Annotated in this window: 10 protein-coding genes; 6 read left to right on the top strand and 4 right to left on the bottom strand. The window is 67.6% G+C overall.

The features are described from left to right. Window positions 1–3: 3 nt before the first annotated feature. Window positions 4–3,180 (bottom strand): autotransporter domain-containing protein, encoded by a 3,177-nt coding sequence (locus Q0071_RS05035; protein ID WP_298165970.1) that lies wholly within the window; start codon window positions 3,178–3,180, stop codon window positions 4–6. 361 nt (window positions 3,181–3,541) lie between these two features. Between Q0071_RS05035 and Q0071_RS05030 the strand changes: the two genes are divergently transcribed. Next, window positions 3,542–4,231, top strand: a complete 690-nt coding sequence (locus Q0071_RS05030) for a response regulator transcription factor (protein WP_298165968.1) — start codon at window positions 3,542–3,544, stop codon at window positions 4,229–4,231. Window positions 4,232–4,239: 8 nt separating this feature from the next. Beyond that, on the top strand, window positions 4,240–5,643 hold the full coding sequence (locus Q0071_RS05025; RefSeq protein ID WP_298165966.1) for an ATP-binding protein: 1,404 nt from the start codon (window positions 4,240–4,242) through the stop codon (window positions 5,641–5,643). Here Q0071_RS05025 and Q0071_RS05020 read toward each other — a convergent pair. Beyond that, window positions 5,599–9,057: a glycosyltransferase gene (locus tag Q0071_RS05020; RefSeq protein ID WP_298165964.1), complete on the bottom strand. Its 3,459-nt coding sequence runs from the start codon at window positions 9,055–9,057 to the stop codon at window positions 5,599–5,601. The genes Q0071_RS05025 and Q0071_RS05020 overlap by 45 nt on opposite strands. Window positions 9,058–9,367: 310 nt before the next feature. Between Q0071_RS05020 and Q0071_RS05015 the strand changes: the two genes are divergently transcribed. The 4 genes from Q0071_RS05015 (at window position 9,368) to Q0071_RS05000 (ending at window position 14,508) form a co-directional block, all read left to right on the top strand. Next, window positions 9,368–10,555: an FAD-binding domain-containing protein gene (locus Q0071_RS05015; protein WP_298165962.1), complete on the top strand. Its 1,188-nt coding sequence runs from the start codon at window positions 9,368–9,370 to the stop codon at window positions 10,553–10,555. After that, window positions 10,552–12,078 carry an FAD-binding domain-containing protein gene (locus tag Q0071_RS05010; protein WP_298165960.1) on the top strand — a complete coding sequence of 509 codons (1,527 nt, stop codon included), beginning with the start codon at window positions 10,552–10,554 and terminating at the stop codon, window positions 12,076–12,078. Before Q0071_RS05015 ends, Q0071_RS05010 begins: the two co-directional genes overlap by 4 nt. After that, entirely contained in the window at window positions 12,075–13,595 is a 1,521-nt protein-coding gene (locus Q0071_RS05005; RefSeq protein WP_298165958.1) for a cryptochrome/photolyase family protein, read from the top strand. Before Q0071_RS05010 ends, Q0071_RS05005 begins: the two co-directional genes overlap by 4 nt. Window positions 13,596–13,671: 76 nt before the next feature. Further along, a complete protein-coding gene (locus tag Q0071_RS05000) occupies window positions 13,672–14,508 on the top strand; it encodes a class III extradiol ring-cleavage dioxygenase (RefSeq protein ID WP_298165955.1) in 837 nt (278 codons plus the stop codon). 22 nt (window positions 14,509–14,530) lie between these two features. Here the strand turns inward: Q0071_RS05000 and Q0071_RS04995 are convergent, their stop codons facing one another. Together Q0071_RS04995 and Q0071_RS04990 are read right to left on the bottom strand one after the other, a co-directional pair. Continuing rightward, entirely contained in the window at window positions 14,531–15,406 is an 876-nt protein-coding gene (locus Q0071_RS04995) for a DUF6671 family protein (protein ID WP_298165953.1), read from the bottom strand. A gap of 3 nt (window positions 15,407–15,409) precedes the next feature. Beyond that, on the bottom strand, window positions 15,410–17,830 hold the full coding sequence (locus Q0071_RS04990) for a YbcC family protein (protein WP_298165951.1): 2,421 nt from the start codon (window positions 17,828–17,830) through the stop codon (window positions 15,410–15,412). Window positions 17,831–17,861: the final 31 nt, after the last annotated feature.

Below are 17,861 nucleotides of genomic sequence, written 5' to 3'. Positions count from 1 at the left end.
CGATCAGAGCGCGATGGCGAGCGAAGCGCGGGCCGAATAGCCGGTGCCGCCGCCTTCCAGCTTTTCGTAGCCGCCGCTGATCTTCCACGTGTAGTCGAGCCCGCCCTGAATCAGGCTGACTTCACCGGTCCAGGCCGAAGGCATTTGCTGGCCTGTGAGCGTGAAAGTATCGCCGCCGCTGGTCGCGCCGCGATTGAACGTCGCAATGGTGTTGCCCACCTCGCCCGAGATACGGCTGCGGCGGCCGCCTTCGACCTCGACGGTGAAGGGGCGGTTTTCGTAGTCCCCCGGCGCCGTGCTCCAGCTCGCCACCAGCGTGGTCGTGCCGTTCACCACCTGGCTGGTGCGGCCCGCCACTGTCAGCGCCAGCGGGGCGCTGCCGGTTTCGGTGTAGCCGTTTTCCTTGAGGCGGAAGTATTCGATCGTCGCGCGCGGCTTGATCTTGAAATGATCGCCGATCGGAACGGCATAGGAAATGCCGCCCGCGCCGGAAATCATCGTACCCTTCCACTTGCCGCCCGCGCTATAGCTGAACGCCTGGCTATCGACCGTTCCGGCAAAGGTGCGCGTCGAAGTGAAGGAGGGACGGCCATAGCCGATGCGCGCGTAGGCATAGAGCGGCCCCGAGGCGAGGCGCCAGAACGCCGCCAGCTCGATGTCGCTAACCTTGACCTTCTGCGTGGCATCAGTGGTCGAATTGCCCGTGAAGTAGGTGAACGAGCCGCCGACGTGGCCGAAGCCCAGCGCCTTCTCGAAGCCGAGCGAGAGACCGCCGCCGCTGTTGCTGTAACCCTGCGTGGTGCCGGCCGTCTTCTTGCCCTTGAAGTAGATCGGTTCGACCCACGCACCGGCATTGCTGATGGTGAACCAGCTCGAATCGTCATCGATCCGGCGTGCCGCGAGGCGCGTGCCGCGCGTGAGCAGATCGAGCGAACCGCCCGCATAATCAGGCAGCATCTGGTTGAACTGGGTCTGCAGCGTGGCGGTATCGGCTGCCTGCAGCAGGCTCGATTGCAGCAGCGTGTCCTTCGCGGCGTTGGCGAGGATCGCATTGTAGGCCTGCGACTGCGGGACATTGAGCCCGATCTCGCTGGCAGACTTGCGCGCGATCGTCAGCGTCACGTCGTTGCCTGCCGCCGCCACGGTGCCCTTGAACAGCACCGGCAGGTTGAGCGCCGAACTGGCGACGTTGGCGCCGCCCGTCAGCGTACCGGCGCTGAGCACGGTGTAGGTGCCTTCCGCCTTGGCGAGCGAGGTGACCCGGGCCGAGATCTTCGCGCCGCTGGCGAAGTTCGCCGTGTTCGCCACGAGCTTTGAGGCCGTCCCCGTCGCGCCGTCGACATAGACGCCCAGCGTGCCGGTCGCGCCGACATCGAGCGACTTGATCGTGGTCGTGGTCGCCGAATTGGCCCCGAACGTGCCGCCGTTCACGGCGACTGCCAGCTGCGAACCGCCGGTCACCGTGCCGCGATAGATTGCCTTGTCGGCAAGGGTCAGCGTGCCGACCTGATCGTTCAGGATCAGCGTGCCGGTGAAGCGCGAGTTGCCGGCCATCGCCAGCGAGCCCGTGCCGGTGCCGAAATCGATGTTGCCGGTGTACTTGGCATCGTCAGCCAGTTTCACCGTGTCGTTGCCGGCACCCAGGAAGCTGTTGCCGGTGACCGTGCCCGAACCGATGTCGAGCGTATCGTTGCCGCTGCCGGTGTAGATGTTGCCCTTGATCGAGGTGTAGACCTTGGCGGTATCGGGATCGTAGCCGGTGGCCGCCTTGTCGGCGGTCTGCGAGGTTGCATCGGTGCTGTTGAGGTACTGCTTGATCGTCACGCCCGAGGTGTTGGCCGAGACGTCGATCGCGGCCAGCTGGTCCTCGCTCGAACCGGTGACCGAGATGGTCTTGTTGTTGTTGATCGTGGTGAGCGTGCCCGAAAGGTCCTTGATCGCCGCCGAAGAGCCGATGCCCGGCTGGCTGATCACGGCGCTGATCGTGCCGTTATTGTAGAGCGTACCGACAGTCGAGCCCGAGTTGATCAGGATGCCGACTGCGCCCGCGTCGACCGTGGTGGCGGTCACGCTGCCGTTCACGGCGATGCCCTTGGTCAGCGTGACGTTGCCGCCCTTGCCGCCGATCACGACCGCCGAGGCGTTGGTCGAGCTGAACGTGGACGTTGCCGCCACGCTGCCGTCGATGCCGAGCGAATAGGTACCATTGGTGGTGGTGCCGCCGCCGATGGTGATATCGCGGGTGCCGCCGATCTGGAGCGCCGGGGCGTTGCCCACGGACTGGATCGAGCCGGTGGTCTCCGCCGTGGTGCCGCTGCCCGAAGCGGTTGTCACGATCACGCCGCCAGCCACGTTGCCGTTGATTTCGACAGCAGCCTTTCCGGTGGAAAGCGCGCTGCGCGGCAGGGTCTGCGTTGCCCCGCTATCTGCCGTATAGCTTGCCGACTGCGAGAGCGAGCCGTTGATCTTGACGAGGCCGCCGACATCGCCGTCCACCACCAGCGCCTGCGTGCCGCTGCCGACCACGCCGATAGTGCCGCCCGCCGCAACGTTGCCCGAAACCGCGCCGGTGCGGATGCCGACCGAATTGTCGCCCTTGATCTTGATCGTGCCGGTGTTGGTGACCGAGCCGGTCAGTGCCGAATCCACCGCGATACCAGCCGAGTTGAGGCCATCGACGGTGATCGTGCCGGTGTTCGAGATCGTGCCGGTGGCCGTGCCGCCGGGGGCGACGCGGATGCCGTAGCGACCAGTCGCCTGCGCGATCGGCCCTTCGGGGATGCCGTTGCCGTCAGTATCGGGCGGGGTGAAGCTTTCCAGCACCTGGATCGTGCCGGCGTTCGAGACGTTCGAAGTGGTGCCGCTCTGGACCACGACGCCCGCAGCGCCGTTGCCCGCACCCATGTCGAGCGTGCCGCCGGACTGGACCGTCACGTCCTTCGATGCATCGACCGTCACGGCCGTGCCGGTGTCGAGCTTGATCGTGCCGCCGCTGGCGACGGTCACCGCGCCGGCGGTCGAGGTTACCAGCGGGGTGGTCGTCGCAGTGCTGACGGTGGTGTCGGCAAATGCGGGGCTCACGCCTGCCATGAGGGCAGCCGGTGTGGCCGTGGCGAGGAGGTTCGCCACATTCTTGGCCGCGTGCTTAACGGTGCGGGCGATCGGGGTTGAGCTGTCCATCGGTATCTCGTCATCCGGCATGGGGTGCATCGCCAAAACGGCAGACTGCGCCCGTGTGGTACTCCGTCCGGTGTGCCGCGTGTTCGCGGGCCGGCATTGATCAGTGCAAAATCGCCGCGCACACTCCCTTTCCGGCAGGTTGCCTCGTGCGATTTGCGCGCGTCTTAACGCGATTCTTCGTCATGCCTTAGCGGAAAATTTCAGCAACAATTTGTAGCGGTAAAGCCCGCGTTCAGGTCAGGCCTGTGGTGAGCGGGGAGGAGGGCTTCGGCGCGCGCGGGAAAGCACTTGCGGCGCGATGCCGGGGTGTCCATTGTGCGCGGCCAAGTCTTCGTTTTTGTTGCAACATGGAAATGGCCCAGTGGCAGGACGCATTCTGCTCGTCGAGGATGATCCCCAGATCGCGGACTACATCATGTCCGGGCTTGCCGAGGAAGGTTTTACCCTCGATCGCGCCGATAATGGCCGTGACGGGCTGTTTCTGGCGACGGACAGCCAGTTCGATCTCGTCGTGCTCGACCGGATGCTGCCGGGGATGGACGGCCTGGCGCTGCTCAAGGCCATGCGCGCGGCCGAATTGGCGACGCCGGTGATCATGCTTTCCGCGCTGGCCAGCACCGATGACCGGATTGCCGGCCTGACTGCCGGAGCAGATGACTATCTCGGCAAGCCGTTTTCGTTCGGCGAGCTGCTCGCCCGCATACAGGCGCTGCTGCGCCGCGCGGCGGGCGGGGTCAGGCAAGCGCAGGAGACCACGCTCCGCTGCGCCGATCTCGAGCTTGATCGGCTGACCCGGCAGGTGCGCCGCGGCACCCGCAAGATCGCGCTGCAGCCGCGCGAGTTCCGCTTGCTCGAATACATGCTGATGCACGCGGGCGAAGTCGTGACCCGCACGATGCTGCTCGAGGCGGTGTGGGACTACCACTTCGATCCCGGCACGAACGTGATCGATGTCCACATCAGCCGCCTGCGCCGCAAGATCGATGATGGCGAGGAGCAGACGCTGTTCCACACCGTGCGCGGGGCGGGTTACCGGCTCGCCGCCGATTGAGCGGAGCGATGGCGCTGCGTCCATTCCGCCGGACCGCCCGCCGCGGCCTCTCGCCGACGATGTTGCGGCTGGTGACCGCGATTTTCGTGCTGCAGATCCTCTCCAGCGCGCTGGTGATCCTGTTTCTGCGCGGGCAGATGCTCGATGTGGTGCGGCTCGATCGCGAACGCCAGGTCACCGACGTGCGCGACGACCTGCTGGCGGCTTATTACGACGGCGGACGGGAGGAGCTGGCGGAATTCATCACCGCCCGCCGTGGCAGTGCTGCCGATCCCGCCGTGTTCATTGCGCTGATCGGCAAGGGCCCGCCGGTGCTCAGCAATCTGGTGCGGGTGCCCGAAATGCAGGCGGCAGCACGGCCGCAGCCCGTCGTCGTGCGGCGCGGGCCGGATCAACCGCCGAGCGAGGGGCTGGCGCTCGTCGGCCTGCTGCCCGATGGCGAGCGGCTGATCGTCGGGGTGGTCAGCCTGACCGAGCGGCGCATCGATGTCGCCTTTGCTTCCACTGCGGAACTGACCATCGCGGTTGCCGTCCTCATGGCGCTGCTCAGCGCGGTGGTCGCGGGGTTTGTCATCAGCCGCCGCACCCACCTCATCGCCGAAACTGCGGCCGAGCTCGCTTCGGGCAATTTCGGCGCGCGCGTGCCCATCGAAGGAACAGGGGACGGCTTCGATCACCTTCGCCAGCAGATGAACCTCATGGCCGAGCGGATCGGCGAACTTGTCGGGCAGCTCAGTGCCGTGTCCGGCGCGCTGGCGCATGATTTGCGCTCGCCTGTCACGCGGCTTTCGGCGGCCATCGATCTTGCGCTGGCGCGAGTGGAGGAGCCACGCGCGCTGGAGGCGCTGCAGGCCGCGCGCGCCGATGCGGATGCCCTGCGTGCCATGCTGGAGACGTCGCTGGAGATCAGCCTGATCGAAGGCGGCGCGGTCGAAGACCGGCGGCGCCCGCTCGATCTTGCCGCAGTGGCGGAGGATCTGGTCGAGCTCTATGACCCGCTGGCCGAACAATCGGGCGTGTCGCTCGAAGCGCGGCTTGACCCCGTAACCGCACCAGCGGACCGCGAACTCGTCTCGCGCGCACTGGCCAACCTCATCGACAATGCGCTCAAGTATGGCGGCAAGGCGATTGTCGTGACCACTCGCGCCGTGCTGGATGCGGACGGCACCAGCTGGGCAGAGATCGCCGTGGAAGACAACGGCCCCGGCATTTCCCCGGTCGACCGGGCCCGCGTGGTCGAGCGGTTTGTCCGGCTCGACAACGCGCGGACGCGGCCAGGTGGGGGGCTGGGCCTTGCCATGGTCGCGGCGGTGGCGCGGCTCCATGGCGGGATGTTCGCGCTCGGCGATCCGGCGTCCGGCGGGGCTTCAGGCGGGAAGGGCCTTGTCGCCACCTTGCGGCTTCCCGCCTGAGGTTGGCCCGCCTGAGGCCTGCCCACCTGAGTTTGGCCCAGCTGATACCCGGCCGGTCCGTTCCAGCTTGCCCCAGCCGATCCCCAACCCCTGCAGCGCCGCACCCACCGCGCGGATCACCACGCCGTACATCAACTGGCGATAGACGAAGCGCTGGCTGAGCAGCAGGATCGGCGGGAAGCGCCGCTCGCGCACGTCGAGCCGGAAGGCGACCCAGCCGCACAGGAGGTCGATCACGGTGAAAACGGCCCAGTATAGCGCCATGCGCAGCACATCGGTCTGCGTCTGCGCCCAGCCATGCTGCATGACCCTCACAGCCGTGCCAAAGATCGAGACACCCAGCGCGAGATCGATCAGCGGCGAGATCAGCGCGAAGAGGATCTGGAACAGCCACGCCTGCGGCATGCCGACGAAGGCGAGGCCGGCGGGCTGGCGCTGCCACAACACCGAGCGATGCTTCCACAGGCACTGCAGCGTGCCGAAGGCCCAGCGGAAGCGCTGCTTCGAAAGGCTCCCGAGCGTTTCGGGGGCTTCGGTCCAGGCGACCGCATCCTCGTCGTAGCAGACCTTCCAGCCCTTGCGCTGGATCGCGATGGTGAGGTCCTGATCCTCGGCCAGCGTGTCTTCCGGGTAGCCGCCGACGTCGGTGAGCGCACTGCGCCGCCACGCACCGACTGCCCCCGGCACGACCATGATCGCCCCGAAGCGGGTGAGCGCGCGGCGTTCGATGTTCTGCGCGGTGGTGTATTCGACTGCCTGCCAGCGGGTGACGAGATTGACCCGGTTGCCGACCTTGGCATTGCCCGCGACCGCGCCGACGCGCTCGTTCTCGAACCAGCGCACCAGCCGCGCGATGGTCTGCGGCTCGAACTGGGTATCGGCATCGAGCGCGACAACGATCTCTCCGCTCGCCACAGCCAGCGCGCGGTTGAGGGCGGAGGCCTTGCCGCCATTCGCCAGGGTCATCAGCCGTACGCGAGGATTATCGCCGAACGCTGCTGCCACGATCTCACTGGTGCGGTCCTTCGAGCCATCATCGGCGACGATCACTTCCATGTGCGGATAATTGCTCGCCAGAATGCGGTGGATCGAGCTCTCGATCACGCGCTCCTCGTTGTAGGCGGGGATGATGACGCTCACCAGCGGCTGGAAGCCGTTGTCCGTCGCGGGCAGGTCTGACGGCCTTGGACGCCGGTCGGGTATGAGCGCGAGGCCTGTCAGCCCCAGCGCGCGGATCACGCCGAGCGCGATCGCGAAGAAGAAGCTCCAGTTGAGCCCGGCCAGCAGCACCGCGAGCACGGAGAAGATCGCCACGTCGACGCGCACTGCGGCAAGATCCCAGCCCTTCACCTGCGGCATCACGTCATCGCGTTTGAGGCCTGCCAGCGTGGAGGCGGGCACCAGCCGGTAGCCGTCTGCCTCGAGCCGTTCGATGATGCGCGGCAATGCCAGCACGGTCTGCTGGCGGTCGCCGCCGCCGTCGTGCAGCAGGATGACATTGGCGCTGCGGTCGGGCGTCGCATGCTCGACCGCGTCCACCGTGCGATTCACGATGTCGTCGGCACTGCGCTTCATCCAGTCGCCCGGATCGGCATGGAGCCCGACGACGGTGTAGCCTTCCTGCTGCGCGATCAGCGCCGGCCAGAGCTCGTCCGACGTGGTGGGTTCGGCGTCGCCGAAATAGGGCGCACGGAACAGGCGGGTGGAGCGGCCGGTATAGGCCTCGATCAGGCGCTGGGTTGCATTGAGTTCCAGCTTCACGCCGGTCGCCGAATCCTCCGCCATGTTGGGATGGGTGTAGCTGTGGTTGCCGATCTCGTCCCCATCGGCGACCATGCGCTGGAGCAGGCTGCGCCCGGCCACGCCGTTTTCGCCGATGATGAAGAAGGTCGCTGGCACGTGGTAGCGTTCGAGCACCGAAAGCACTTCGGGCGTATACTTGGGATCCGGGCCATCGTCGAAGGTGAGCGCGACCAGCTTAGGACGGTCGCCCGTGCGGCGCACGACATAGGGCGTCGGCAGGTTACCGTACTGCTCGTCGTCGATCAGGCTGGGCCGGCCCGGCTGGGCGGCGATATAGTGGATCTGGCGGGTGCCTTCCTCCGGCGTCGCGTCGATGCGCAGGATTTCGCCGTTGCCTTCGACATCGACGTTGTTGGCCTCCTTGATCCGGCCCAAGTTCGGAGCAAGGCCGTGCGGATTGCGCCATGCCTTGAGGACATCCCAGAAGCCCGGATCCTCCGACCCCAATCGCCACAGCGCGACCGAGCCGACGCCGAGGCGCGAGAGCATCTGCATCTGATTCCAGCTTGAGGCAGCATCGAGCATCCACACCTGATGCCGCTCGGGCGCGGTCGCCGCGTTGCTGTCCTCGTCATCGAGGTAGCCGAAGCCGGTGTTGCCGCTGGCCTTGTCCCATGTCGGCGTGGTCCCGCTGTCGTGCGCGGAAAGCCAGGCCTCTTCCACCGTCTGCACGTCGGCATGACCGCGATACCAGTCGTAACCATAGTTGCCGAGCGCGACGATGACCTTGTTCGCGGCCAGGCCCTTGAGCTGGTCTGCCAGATGGCCGGCAAACCAGCCGTTCGAGGCAATCGGGCCGGGCTCGCCGCCCTGCCAATGCTCGTCGTAGGCCATCAGCACGACCTTGTCGGCCACCTCGGCGAGGTGCTTGGCCGACCAGTCGGCGTCGTCGATCGGCATCGTCACCGCCACAACGCGGTGCTTGGGGGCGAGCCGCGCATGAAGATCGGCAACGAAGCCGCGCAGCGCGGCGATGCCGGGCTTCGGCAGGTTTTCGAAGTCGATCATCACGCCGCCATCGCCGGACTTGTCGAGCGCGGCATCGATCTGGCTGACGAGCGCCGCGCGGCGGGCGGGGCTTTCCATCACGGCGGTCGCGCCTGCGCCGTCCCACTTCGCGTTGGCGGCGTTCTGCAGCACGGGGACTACCAGCGGGCGGCGCAGCGCCGAGGTCAGCACGCGGCGCATCGGCGCATCGTCGGTAACGACCAGATTGCCGTTCTGTCCCAGCGAGAAAAGCGTCGGCGCGACCCAATCGAGCTGGCCGATATGGCGCCGCAAGGTCTGCGCGCTGCCGTCGGTCCATGAAGTGTAGAAGCCTACGCTGAGCTGCTGGCCGCCGCCAAGCGCGGCCGGTGCGGTGTGGCGGCCGAACAGCTGGCCCAGCTGCTGCGAGATCCGATGCGAGATGCGGCTGACCTGCGTTTTCAGCGGGAACGGCGCCTGCCGCTCGAAGCCGAGCCTGAGCGGCGCGGCAGGGGGCGGAACCGCCACCACGGTCGTCGCGAAGATCACTGCGGCCAAGAGCAGCACGACAAGCCCGATGAACGCACCGCGCCGGGTCAGGCGGCGGCGGCGACCGGTGGGATCGAAGAAGATCGGACGAGACACGTGACAATTCCCCATTGCAGTCGCCGGAGACGACAAGGCGCGCGCTGGAGTCATGGCTCTCGCGCGGGCTGGGTTTGCGGCAGCCGGCTGGGTGACGATGGATGCCGGACCGGCAATCGGAACAGGGGACCGTCACGTCACGATTCCCGTGACAGGCACCCATCGTCGAAAGCCGTTCTAGGGGGGCACGCCCGTCCGAGGTGTGAGCAGAACATTACGCTTTGGCCATTTTCGCATTTTCTGCCGCTGCAGCGGCTTGCCCGCATGACCATCTGGGCCGGAGCGGCATGCAGGGCCAAGGACCTGGGCCATGTTGCCCGCCCCGACCCGACGCGCTGCCCTCGATCACTTGCGCCAGTTCGTGCCGCGCGCGGGCGCGTCCTACGCCGCCGGCCGCAATGTCGATCCGGGGCCGGGGCGGCCTGCTGCAGTATCGCGGCTTTCGCCGGCAGTGCGCTACCGGCTGGTGACCGAGCAGGATGTCGTCGCCGAAGTGCTGGCGCGCCACAGCTTCAATGCAGCGGGAAAATTCATTCAGGAAGTCTGCTGGCGCACGTACTGGAAGGGCTGGCTCGAACTGCGGCGTGCGGTCTGGCAGCGGTTCCTCGCCGAACGCGATACGGCGCGAGAGGCCATGGCGGGCAGCGCCGATCTGGAGGCGGCGGAGGAAGGACGCACCGGGATCGATTGCTTCGATGCCTGGGCGCGCGAGCTGGTCGAAACCGGGTATCTCCACAATCACGCGCGCATGTGGTTTGCCTCGATCTGGATTTTCACGCTGCGGTTGCCGTGGACGCTGGGCGCGGATTTCTTCCTGCGGCACCTGATCGATGCCGATGCCGCCAGCAACACGCTCTCATGGCGCTGGGTGGCGGGGCTGCAGACCGCCGGAAAGACCTACCTCGCCCGCGCCGACAATATCGCGCGCTACACCGAGGGCCGCTTTGCGCCGCGCGGCCTTGCGCAGGAAGCCGAAGCGCTCGCCGAAGCGCCGGTCGGGCCCGCAGCCACACTGGCACCGCTCGCCGCTTTCGATCCCGCCGCGCCGAGCCTGCTGCTGGTGCACCATGAGGATCTCAACGCGGAAGCGCTGCTGCCCGCCGATGCGCCGGTGCTGGGCGTGCTGGCGGTCTGCGATCCCGCGCTGCTCTGGGGCGATGCGGCGCGGCGCTATGCCGGGGCCGCTGTGGCTGATGCGGCAGCGCGCGTCGCAGCGCATTGCCGCTGCGGTTCGACGCTGGCGGATACGCTCGATGCCGAAAACCTGATCGCCGCAGCACGGGCCGCCGGCGCGCGGCAAGTGCTGACACCCTATGCCCCAGTCGGGCCGGTAGCCGATGCCCTCGCTGCGATGGAGTCTGTGCTCGCTGCGCAGGGCATTGTGCTGCGCCCGGTGCGACGCCGCTGGGATTCCGGCCTCTGGCCCCATGCGCGGCGCGGCTTCTTCGCCTTCGATGCCGAGATCGAAGGGCATCTACGCGCCGAGGGGATGCTGTGAAGCGGCCGCTGCAGGTCGTGTGGTTCAAGCGCGACTTGCGACTTGCCGATCATCGCCCGCTGGCGCTCGCAGCGGAGCAGGGGCCGGTGCTGCCGCTCTATATCGCCGAGCCGGACCTGTGGGCGCAGGACGATGCTTCGGCCCGGCAATGGGCCTTTGCCGCCGAAAGCCTCGCCGAACTGCAGGCTGCGCTGGGCGCGCTCGGCCAGCCGCTTTGCGTGGTGCGCGGGGATGCCGTCGCGGTCCTCAGCCGCATTCACGAACGCCATGGCATCGCCTCGCTGTGGAGCCATGAGGAGACCGGAGGCGGCTGGACTTATGCGCGCGACAAGGCGGTGGCGGCATGGGCGCGCGCAGCCAGCGTTCCGTGGCAGGAACTGCCGCAGACCGGCGTGATCCGCCGCCTCAAGACCCGCCACGGCTGGGCGCGCGCGTGGGATCGCCGCATGGCCGAACCGGTAGCCGCCCCGCCCGCCGCGCTCGAACCGCTGGGCAGCGATTGGCCCGCGCGCATTCCGGGCGCGCGCGATCTGGGCCTTGCGCCCGATCCCTGCCCGGAGCGCCAGACGGGCGGGCGCGCGGCAGGCCTTGCCACGCTGGCCAGCTTTCTGGAGCGGCGCGGGCGCGATTATCGCTGGCAGATGTCGAGCCCGGTCACCGCGTTCGATGCCAGTTCGCGCCTTTCGCCGCATCTCACCTGGGGCACGCTCAGCTTGCGCGAAGTGGCGCAGGCGAGCCAGACGCGCCTCAAGGGCCTGCGCGGCGATGAAAGCGCAGCCGCGCGCAGCTGGCGCGCCTCGATGATCTCGTTCACCGGGCGGCAGCACTGGCACTGCCATTTCATGCAGAAGCTGGAGGACGAGCCGCGCATCGAGTTCGAGAACCTCCATCCCGCCTACAACGGCCTGCGCCCCGATGTGCCCGATGCCGAACGGCTGGCGGCTTGGGTAGCGGGGCGTACGGGCTTTCCCTTCGTCGATGCCTGCATGCGCGCGCTGGCGGCCCACGGCTGGCTCAATTTCCGCATGCGCGCGATGCTGGTTTCCTTCGCCAGCTATCAGCTCTGGCTGCCGTGGCGGGCCACCGGACTGCACTTGGCGCGGCAATTTGTCGATTATGAGCCGGGCATTCACTGGAGCCAGGTGCAGATGCAATCGGGCACAACGGGGATCAACACGATGCGCGTCTACAATCCGGTCAAACAGGGCCACGATCAGGACGCTGAGGGCGCGTTCGTGCGCCGATGGATGCCCGAGGTGGCCGATGTGCCCACGCCGCTGATTCACGAGCCATGGCGCTGGGAGGGTGCGGCTAGCCTCGCCTATCCGCCGCCCATCGTCGATCATGCCAAGGCCGCCGCGGCCGCGCGCGAGGCGCTGCACGCCGTGCGCAAGGGATCGGGGCATCGCACCACCGCGAGCCGGATTGCCGAGAGACACGGCAGTCGCAAGGCGGGCATGCCGATGACGGGCCAGAAATCGCGCAAGCATGCGCCCATCGCGCAACTGGCGCTGGATCTGTGAACCGCCTCGTCCTCGTGCTGGGCGATCAGCTCAGCCCGGCGCTGTCCTCGCTCATGGCGGGGGACAAGGCGCGCGACCGTGTGCTGATGGTCGAAGTCAGCGAGGAGGCGACCTACGTGCGCCACCACAAGAAGAAGATCGCTTTCCTGTTCAGCGCCATGCGCCACTTTGCCGAGGAACTGCGCGGGGCTGGCTGGACGGTTGACTACGTGAAGCTCGATGATCCGGGCAACACCGGCAGCTTCACCGGCGAAGTCGCCCGCACGGTTGCAATGCACCGGCCTGCCAGCATCCTCGTCACGGAGGCGGGCGAATGGCGCGTCGCGCAGATGTTCGCGGGCTGGGAGGCAGCGCTGGGTCTTCCCGTCGAAGTCCTCCCCGATACGCGCTTTGTCTGCCCGCTGCCGGTGTTCCGCGCCTGGGCCGAGGGGCGCAAGGCGCTGCGCATGGAGTACTTCTACCGGGAGATGCGCCGCCGCACCGGCCTGCTGATGGAGGGCGACAAGCCCGCTGGGGGCGAGTGGAACTACGACGCAGAAAACCGCAAGGCCGCCGCGCCTGATCTCTTCATGCCGCGCCCGCCGATATTTGCGCCCGATGCGATCACGCAGGAGGTCATGGCGCTGGTTGCAGCGCGTTTCGGCAATCACTTCGGCGATCTCGAACCCTTCCGGTTCGCCGTCACCCGCGCCGATGCCGAAGCCGCGTTCGGCGCCTTTGTGCAGCGCGCCTTGCCGCGCTTCGGCGACTATCAGGATGCGATGCTGGAGGGTGAACCGTTCCTCTATCACGCGGTGATCGCGCAATATCTCAATTGCGGCCTGCTCGATCCGCTTGAGGTCTGCCGCGCGGTGGAAGCAGAATGGCGCGCGGGCCGCGTGCCCCTGAATGCGGCGGAAGGCTTCATCCGCCAGATCATCGGCTGGCGCGAATATGTGCGCGGGATCTACTGGCTGACGATGCCGGGCTACGAACGGCGCAACTTCCTTGGCCACACGCGCCCGCTGCCCGAATTCTACTGGACCGCACAGACGGACATGGCCTGCGTGCGCGCTGCCGTCATCCAGACCCGCCAGCACGCCTACGCGCACCATATCCAGCGCCTGATGGTTACGGGCACCTTCGCGCTGCTGGCCGGGATCGATCCGCACGCGCTCCACGAATGGTATCTCAGCGTCTACGCCGATGCCTATGAATGGGTGGAGCTGCCCAACACCGTGGGCATGAGCCAGTTTGCGGACGGCGGAATGCTCGCCTCCAAGCCCTATGCGGCGAGTGGGGCCTATATCAACCGCATGTCGAACCACTGCGGCACCTGCCGCTATGACGTGAAGCAGCGGACAGGGCCCAATGCCTGCCCGTTCAATCCGCTCTATTGGGATTTCATCGCCCGCCACCGCAGCAAGATCGGCGGCAATCCGCGCATGGCGCAGATGGTGCGGACCTACGACAAGTTCGCCGATGCGGAGAAGGCGCGGATTGCGGAAAGCGCGGCGGCGGTGTTGGCGAGGCTTTGATTGTTCCATTCTTTCGAACGGTCGGCCGGAAAACTTGCATCTGTTGCGCTTGTCCAAGCCCGCCTAAATGGAGAGCATGAAACAGCCCGTGTTCTTCCTCTCGCATGGCGGCGGCCCCTGGCCCTGGCTCGATGGTCCGTTTCGCGACGGTTTCGCCTGGTTGGAGGCCTCGCTGAAGGCGCTGCTCGCGCAGCTGCCCGAAGCACCCCGCGCGGTGCTCGCGGTGTCCGGACACTGGGAGGAGCCCGAGTTTACCGTATCCAGCGCCGCGCAGCCGGGCATGGTCTATGACTACTACGGCTTTCCCGAACACACCTACCACATCAGCTACCCTGCACCGGGCGATCCAGCGCTGGCGGCGCGGGTGCGCGAACTGGCGGCAGCGGCAGGGATCACGGTCGGCGATGATCCCGCGCGCGGGTTCGATCACGGCACGTTCTCGATGATGCAGCCGATCCGCCCTGAGGCGGACCTGCCCGTCGTCAGCCTCTCGATGAAGCTCGGCTACGATCCCGCCGCGCATCTGGCGCTCGGCCGTGCGCTTGCGCCGCTGCGCGATGAAGGCGTGGTGATCATGGGCTCAGGCCTGTCCTACCACAACTTGCGCATGTTCGATGCGCGCGCGGCCGAGCCCTCGCGGCAATTCGACGGCTGGTTGCGCCACAGCCTGCTCGATCCGGACCCCGCCGCCCGCGCCGCCGCGCTGCTCCGCTGGGATCAGGCCCCAGCCGCCCGCGTGGCTCATCCGCGCGAGGATCACCTGATCCCGCTGATGGTCGCGGTCGGTGCGGCGGGCGCAGACCCGGGTGTGTGCATCTATTCGGAGAACGACCTGCGCGGGGGCATCACCGCCTCGGCCTATCGCTTCGGCGAGGACGTGACGCCGACCGGGTTCGACAAGCTCGCCGCCTAAGGCCTGACCCTAAGGTCTAACCCTAGGGATTGCATTCCTCGCAGTGCATCGGATCTGCGCTCGCTTTGGCCACTGGGCGTTCTTCGCGGTGGCCGCAGCCCTCGCAGGTCCAGATTTCGGCGCGGGTGAGATGCGTGGGGCTCGCGCACCACGCGCAAGGCAGACCGTGAATTCGCCCGGTCTTCGCAAAGCCGGGCCGCGTGCAGGCGGGGCAGCGGCTGCGCGCGCGGCGGACAAGGTCGATCATGGCCCGCTCGATTGCGCGCATGCGGCGTGGATTGCGGTGGGCACGCATGTCGGTCTCGATATGCGCGGCGCCGGTCAGAGCGATGGTCCGGTCAATCACCGCAATCAGCTCTGCCTCGGAATCGATCCCCTTGAACAGAGCGAGGTGCGGCGCGGGCTGGCCGTCCAGCACCCCCATCACGATCACGCCGTGCGCGGGAAAGCCCGCTTTTGCAGCAAAGTCGATGCCTGCCGAAGGGTTCGTCACCACCGCATGCGCGAAATTGGTGTCCATCGCCGCATGGTGGCCGACCAGTTCCAGCCCGGTCTCCCGGTCTACCAACAGGACAAGTTCGCGGTTCAGCGCGCAGAACGGCACGCTGGGATGCGGACCGAAGCTGCCCTCGCTGGCCAGCCCGATGCGCGCATCAGGCGCCAGCGCGAAGGCCGCGGCGATCTTTGCCTGCGCAGCCTTGCGCGGGGTGCCAACGCGGCCAATCTCGCGGCTGAAAGTGCCGAAAGCATCAGTGTCCAGACCTTCGGCCACACGCAGGTCCAGACCCAGGAAACGCGCGGCAAGGGGGGCAATCGCCCGCTCCTTGCCGTGCATCGTCGCCAGCACGGCCCGCGCCCCGTTGCAATCTGCGCCCCGGGGCGGCGGCGTGTCAGCCATGGCTCAGATCGCCATTTCCGTGGCTGCCGGAGCAGGGAATGCCTCCAGCGTGGGCTCCCAGCGGAGATCGCCGGCATAGCGCCAGGCCATCCGCCCCTCATCGTCGATCGCGAAGAGGTGCAGCCACTTGTTGTCGAACAGCGCGCGCACCCCGGCGTGTTTTTCGAGCACTGCGGTCATCGCCTCGCGCGGGGCCTCGATGCAGACCGAGAGGCGCAGCGGCTCGTGCATCAGCTTGTGCCCATCATGCACCGATTGCCATGGCAGACCGGCGCGCAGCGGCCCGCCGTTGCCCTCGATCACGCCGATCCCGCCGACCACGTTGTGGAGCAGCTTGTTGCCGCCCCCGAACAACTGTGGCGCCACGCTCGAGCCATAGTACTGAAGGCTGATCCAGCTCGCGACGACGACCGGCGCGGTCATGATCAGTTCCAGCACGCCGAAGCCTTCGTCTCGCCGCCAGACGTAGTCATGCAGGAACGCGCGGCCTTCGAGGCTGCGGCCCGCTGTGCGTGCGCGCGGTGCGGCGATGAAGGCCTTGCAGCCAGCGAGCGCCCATTCGGCCCGCGTTTCCGACCAGTCGCGGCTGCGCTTGATCACGCTGGCATCGCCGGTGGCGCGCGGCAGGCGCAGCGCGCGTTCGCTGCGGGTGAGCACGGCGGCCGCTGCCAGCCACTGCTGGGCCTGCGCAATCGCCTCGCGGTGCGCATCGATCGGCTGGTCCTCGGTGTAGAGCGTCACCGCGTCGGTCGTCGTATCGTGCAGCGCTGCGACGAACAGCGTGGACTGCGGGATCACGATACCTTTGTCGATCAGGCCTGCGCGCACCTCGGGATCATTGAGCAGCCCGGCCAGCAGCCGCGCGTTCACTTCGCCCGAATAACCGCCGCAGGCACCGCAGTGGAGCCCGCTCGCATGCGGGTTGTTGACGACATTGGCACCGTGGCCAGCCAGCAGGACCAGCGGCGCGAACTCGGTGGTGAGCGACATCGCGCCGAGGATCGAGGCCGCCATACCCACGCGGGTCGAAGCATCGGGCGCGGGATCGGCAAAGGGCTTGGGATCGCGCGGCACCGGGTTGGCCTTGAGGCCCAGCGCATCCTTCAGCAGCTTGCCGATGTAGATCGGCCCTGCCGCCTCGACAAAGGCGAACGAGGACACGGCTGCCAGCTTGAAGCGGCCCCAGGCCCGCTCCGCGCGTGCGGAATGGCGGGCCTGAGTCGCGTCCCCATCGCCCTTGGCGCCGCTGGTGCGGCTGGTAAGCCCCGCATTGAGCAGCACGGGCAGGCGGTGTTCGGCCACGTCCGAGGCATAGCGCTGGTGCGAGGCAGTGAGGCCGAAGAACCCGGCAAAGCCCAAAGTCTGGACCCGCCGGTCGACCGATTCCAGGGCGCGGCGGAACACTTCGGAGCGCACGTCGATGCAGAAAGCGGCCTGCAGCACCGGCGGCTGACGCTCGTTGCGAAGGAGCTTCTGGCTGAGCGTCTCCGCAAGGGCGGACTGTCCGGCGCGCTCCGCGGCTTCCTGCAGGATCGCGTCGATGATCTGGTCGGCATTCGGCGCGACCGGTTCCTCGTGCGCGGCAAGCGTCGCCTGCCAGCCTCGGCCGATCTCGGCGCTATAGCAGTTCAGCAAGGCCTGCTCCCACAGCAGGCGGATGGTGAGGAAGTCGGTGATCGTCTCGTCGCTCTTGCCGGCAAGTTCGGCCTGCCACAGCTCGTAGCGCGCGACATGGGCCCAGCCGCCAAGCGTGACGAGCAGGCTGTGGAAGTAGGTTTCGAGCGCTGCAGGCGGCAGCTCGAGCCCGGAAACGGCGCTCGCCAGCGCTTCTGCCGCGCGCTCGGGCGCATCGGCCACGAAGCTGCCGAAGCCGGTAAGCCCGGCAATCTCAGGCGTCAAGTCGTGCGAGGCGACAGCCTGCCACGCGGCATAGGCGCCCTTGCCGCGCGGGGCGGCCCACAGCGCCTGTCCTTGATCGAAGTATCCACCCGCCCAGGCGCCGAAGCGCTCGGCGATCACGCCGGGCCAGTCGATACCCGAAGCCTTTGCGGCCAGATCGGCGACCGTCGGCACGGCCTTGATCGGTGCCGGGTCATGCGCGATCGCAGCCAGCAACGCGGCAAGCGAACTGGGCTTGCCGGCATGGGGTGAAGCGGCGAGCGCCGCGGCAAGATCGGCCTCGGTGATCGCGCCGGTGGCGATCCGGTCGCGGTACCATTGGCGCGGCATGGTGACGGGGGTGCCCGAAACCCGCGCCATAAGTGCGGCGGTTTCGGCAAGCGTCAGGCCCGTCTGGCCGAGGTAGGGATTGACCGCGACGCTGGAGGCCAGCGGCCAGACCGGCGGGATCGCACGGGCCGCGCCATCGGCGGCGACCTTGAGCTGCGCGAGGGTCTGGCTGTTATCGGTGGGGATCATGAGCATGGGAGTGATCCTTCAGGAGACGTGTGGAGGG

The sequence above is a fragment of the Novosphingobium sp. genome (assembly GCF_027486195.1).
Taxonomy (GTDB): domain Bacteria; phylum Pseudomonadota; class Alphaproteobacteria; order Sphingomonadales; family Sphingomonadaceae; genus Novosphingobium.
Note: the sequence above shows the minus strand (reverse complement) of the source record. Positions and strands in the feature narration are given on the sequence as shown.

Excerpts from the sequence above, each read along its gene's own strand:
- Q0071_RS05025 (WP_298165966.1), top strand. The coding sequence starts at position 4,240 with ATGGCGCTGCGTCCATTCCGCCGGACCGCCCGCCGCGGCCTCTCGCCG.
- Q0071_RS04995 (WP_298165953.1), bottom strand. The coding sequence starts at position 15,406 with ATGGCTGACACGCCGCCGCCCCGGGGCGCAGATTGCAACGGGGCGCGG.
- Q0071_RS05035 (WP_298165970.1), bottom strand. The coding sequence starts at position 3,180 with ATGGACAGCTCAACCCCGATCGCCCGCACCGTTAAGCACGCGGCCAAG.
- Q0071_RS04990 (WP_298165951.1), bottom strand. The coding sequence starts at position 17,830 with ATGCTCATGATCCCCACCGATAACAGCCAGACCCTCGCGCAGCTCAAG.
- Q0071_RS05015 (WP_298165962.1), top strand. The coding sequence starts at position 9,368 with ATGTTGCCCGCCCCGACCCGACGCGCTGCCCTCGATCACTTGCGCCAG.
- Q0071_RS05000 (WP_298165955.1), top strand. The coding sequence starts at position 13,672 with ATGAAACAGCCCGTGTTCTTCCTCTCGCATGGCGGCGGCCCCTGGCCC.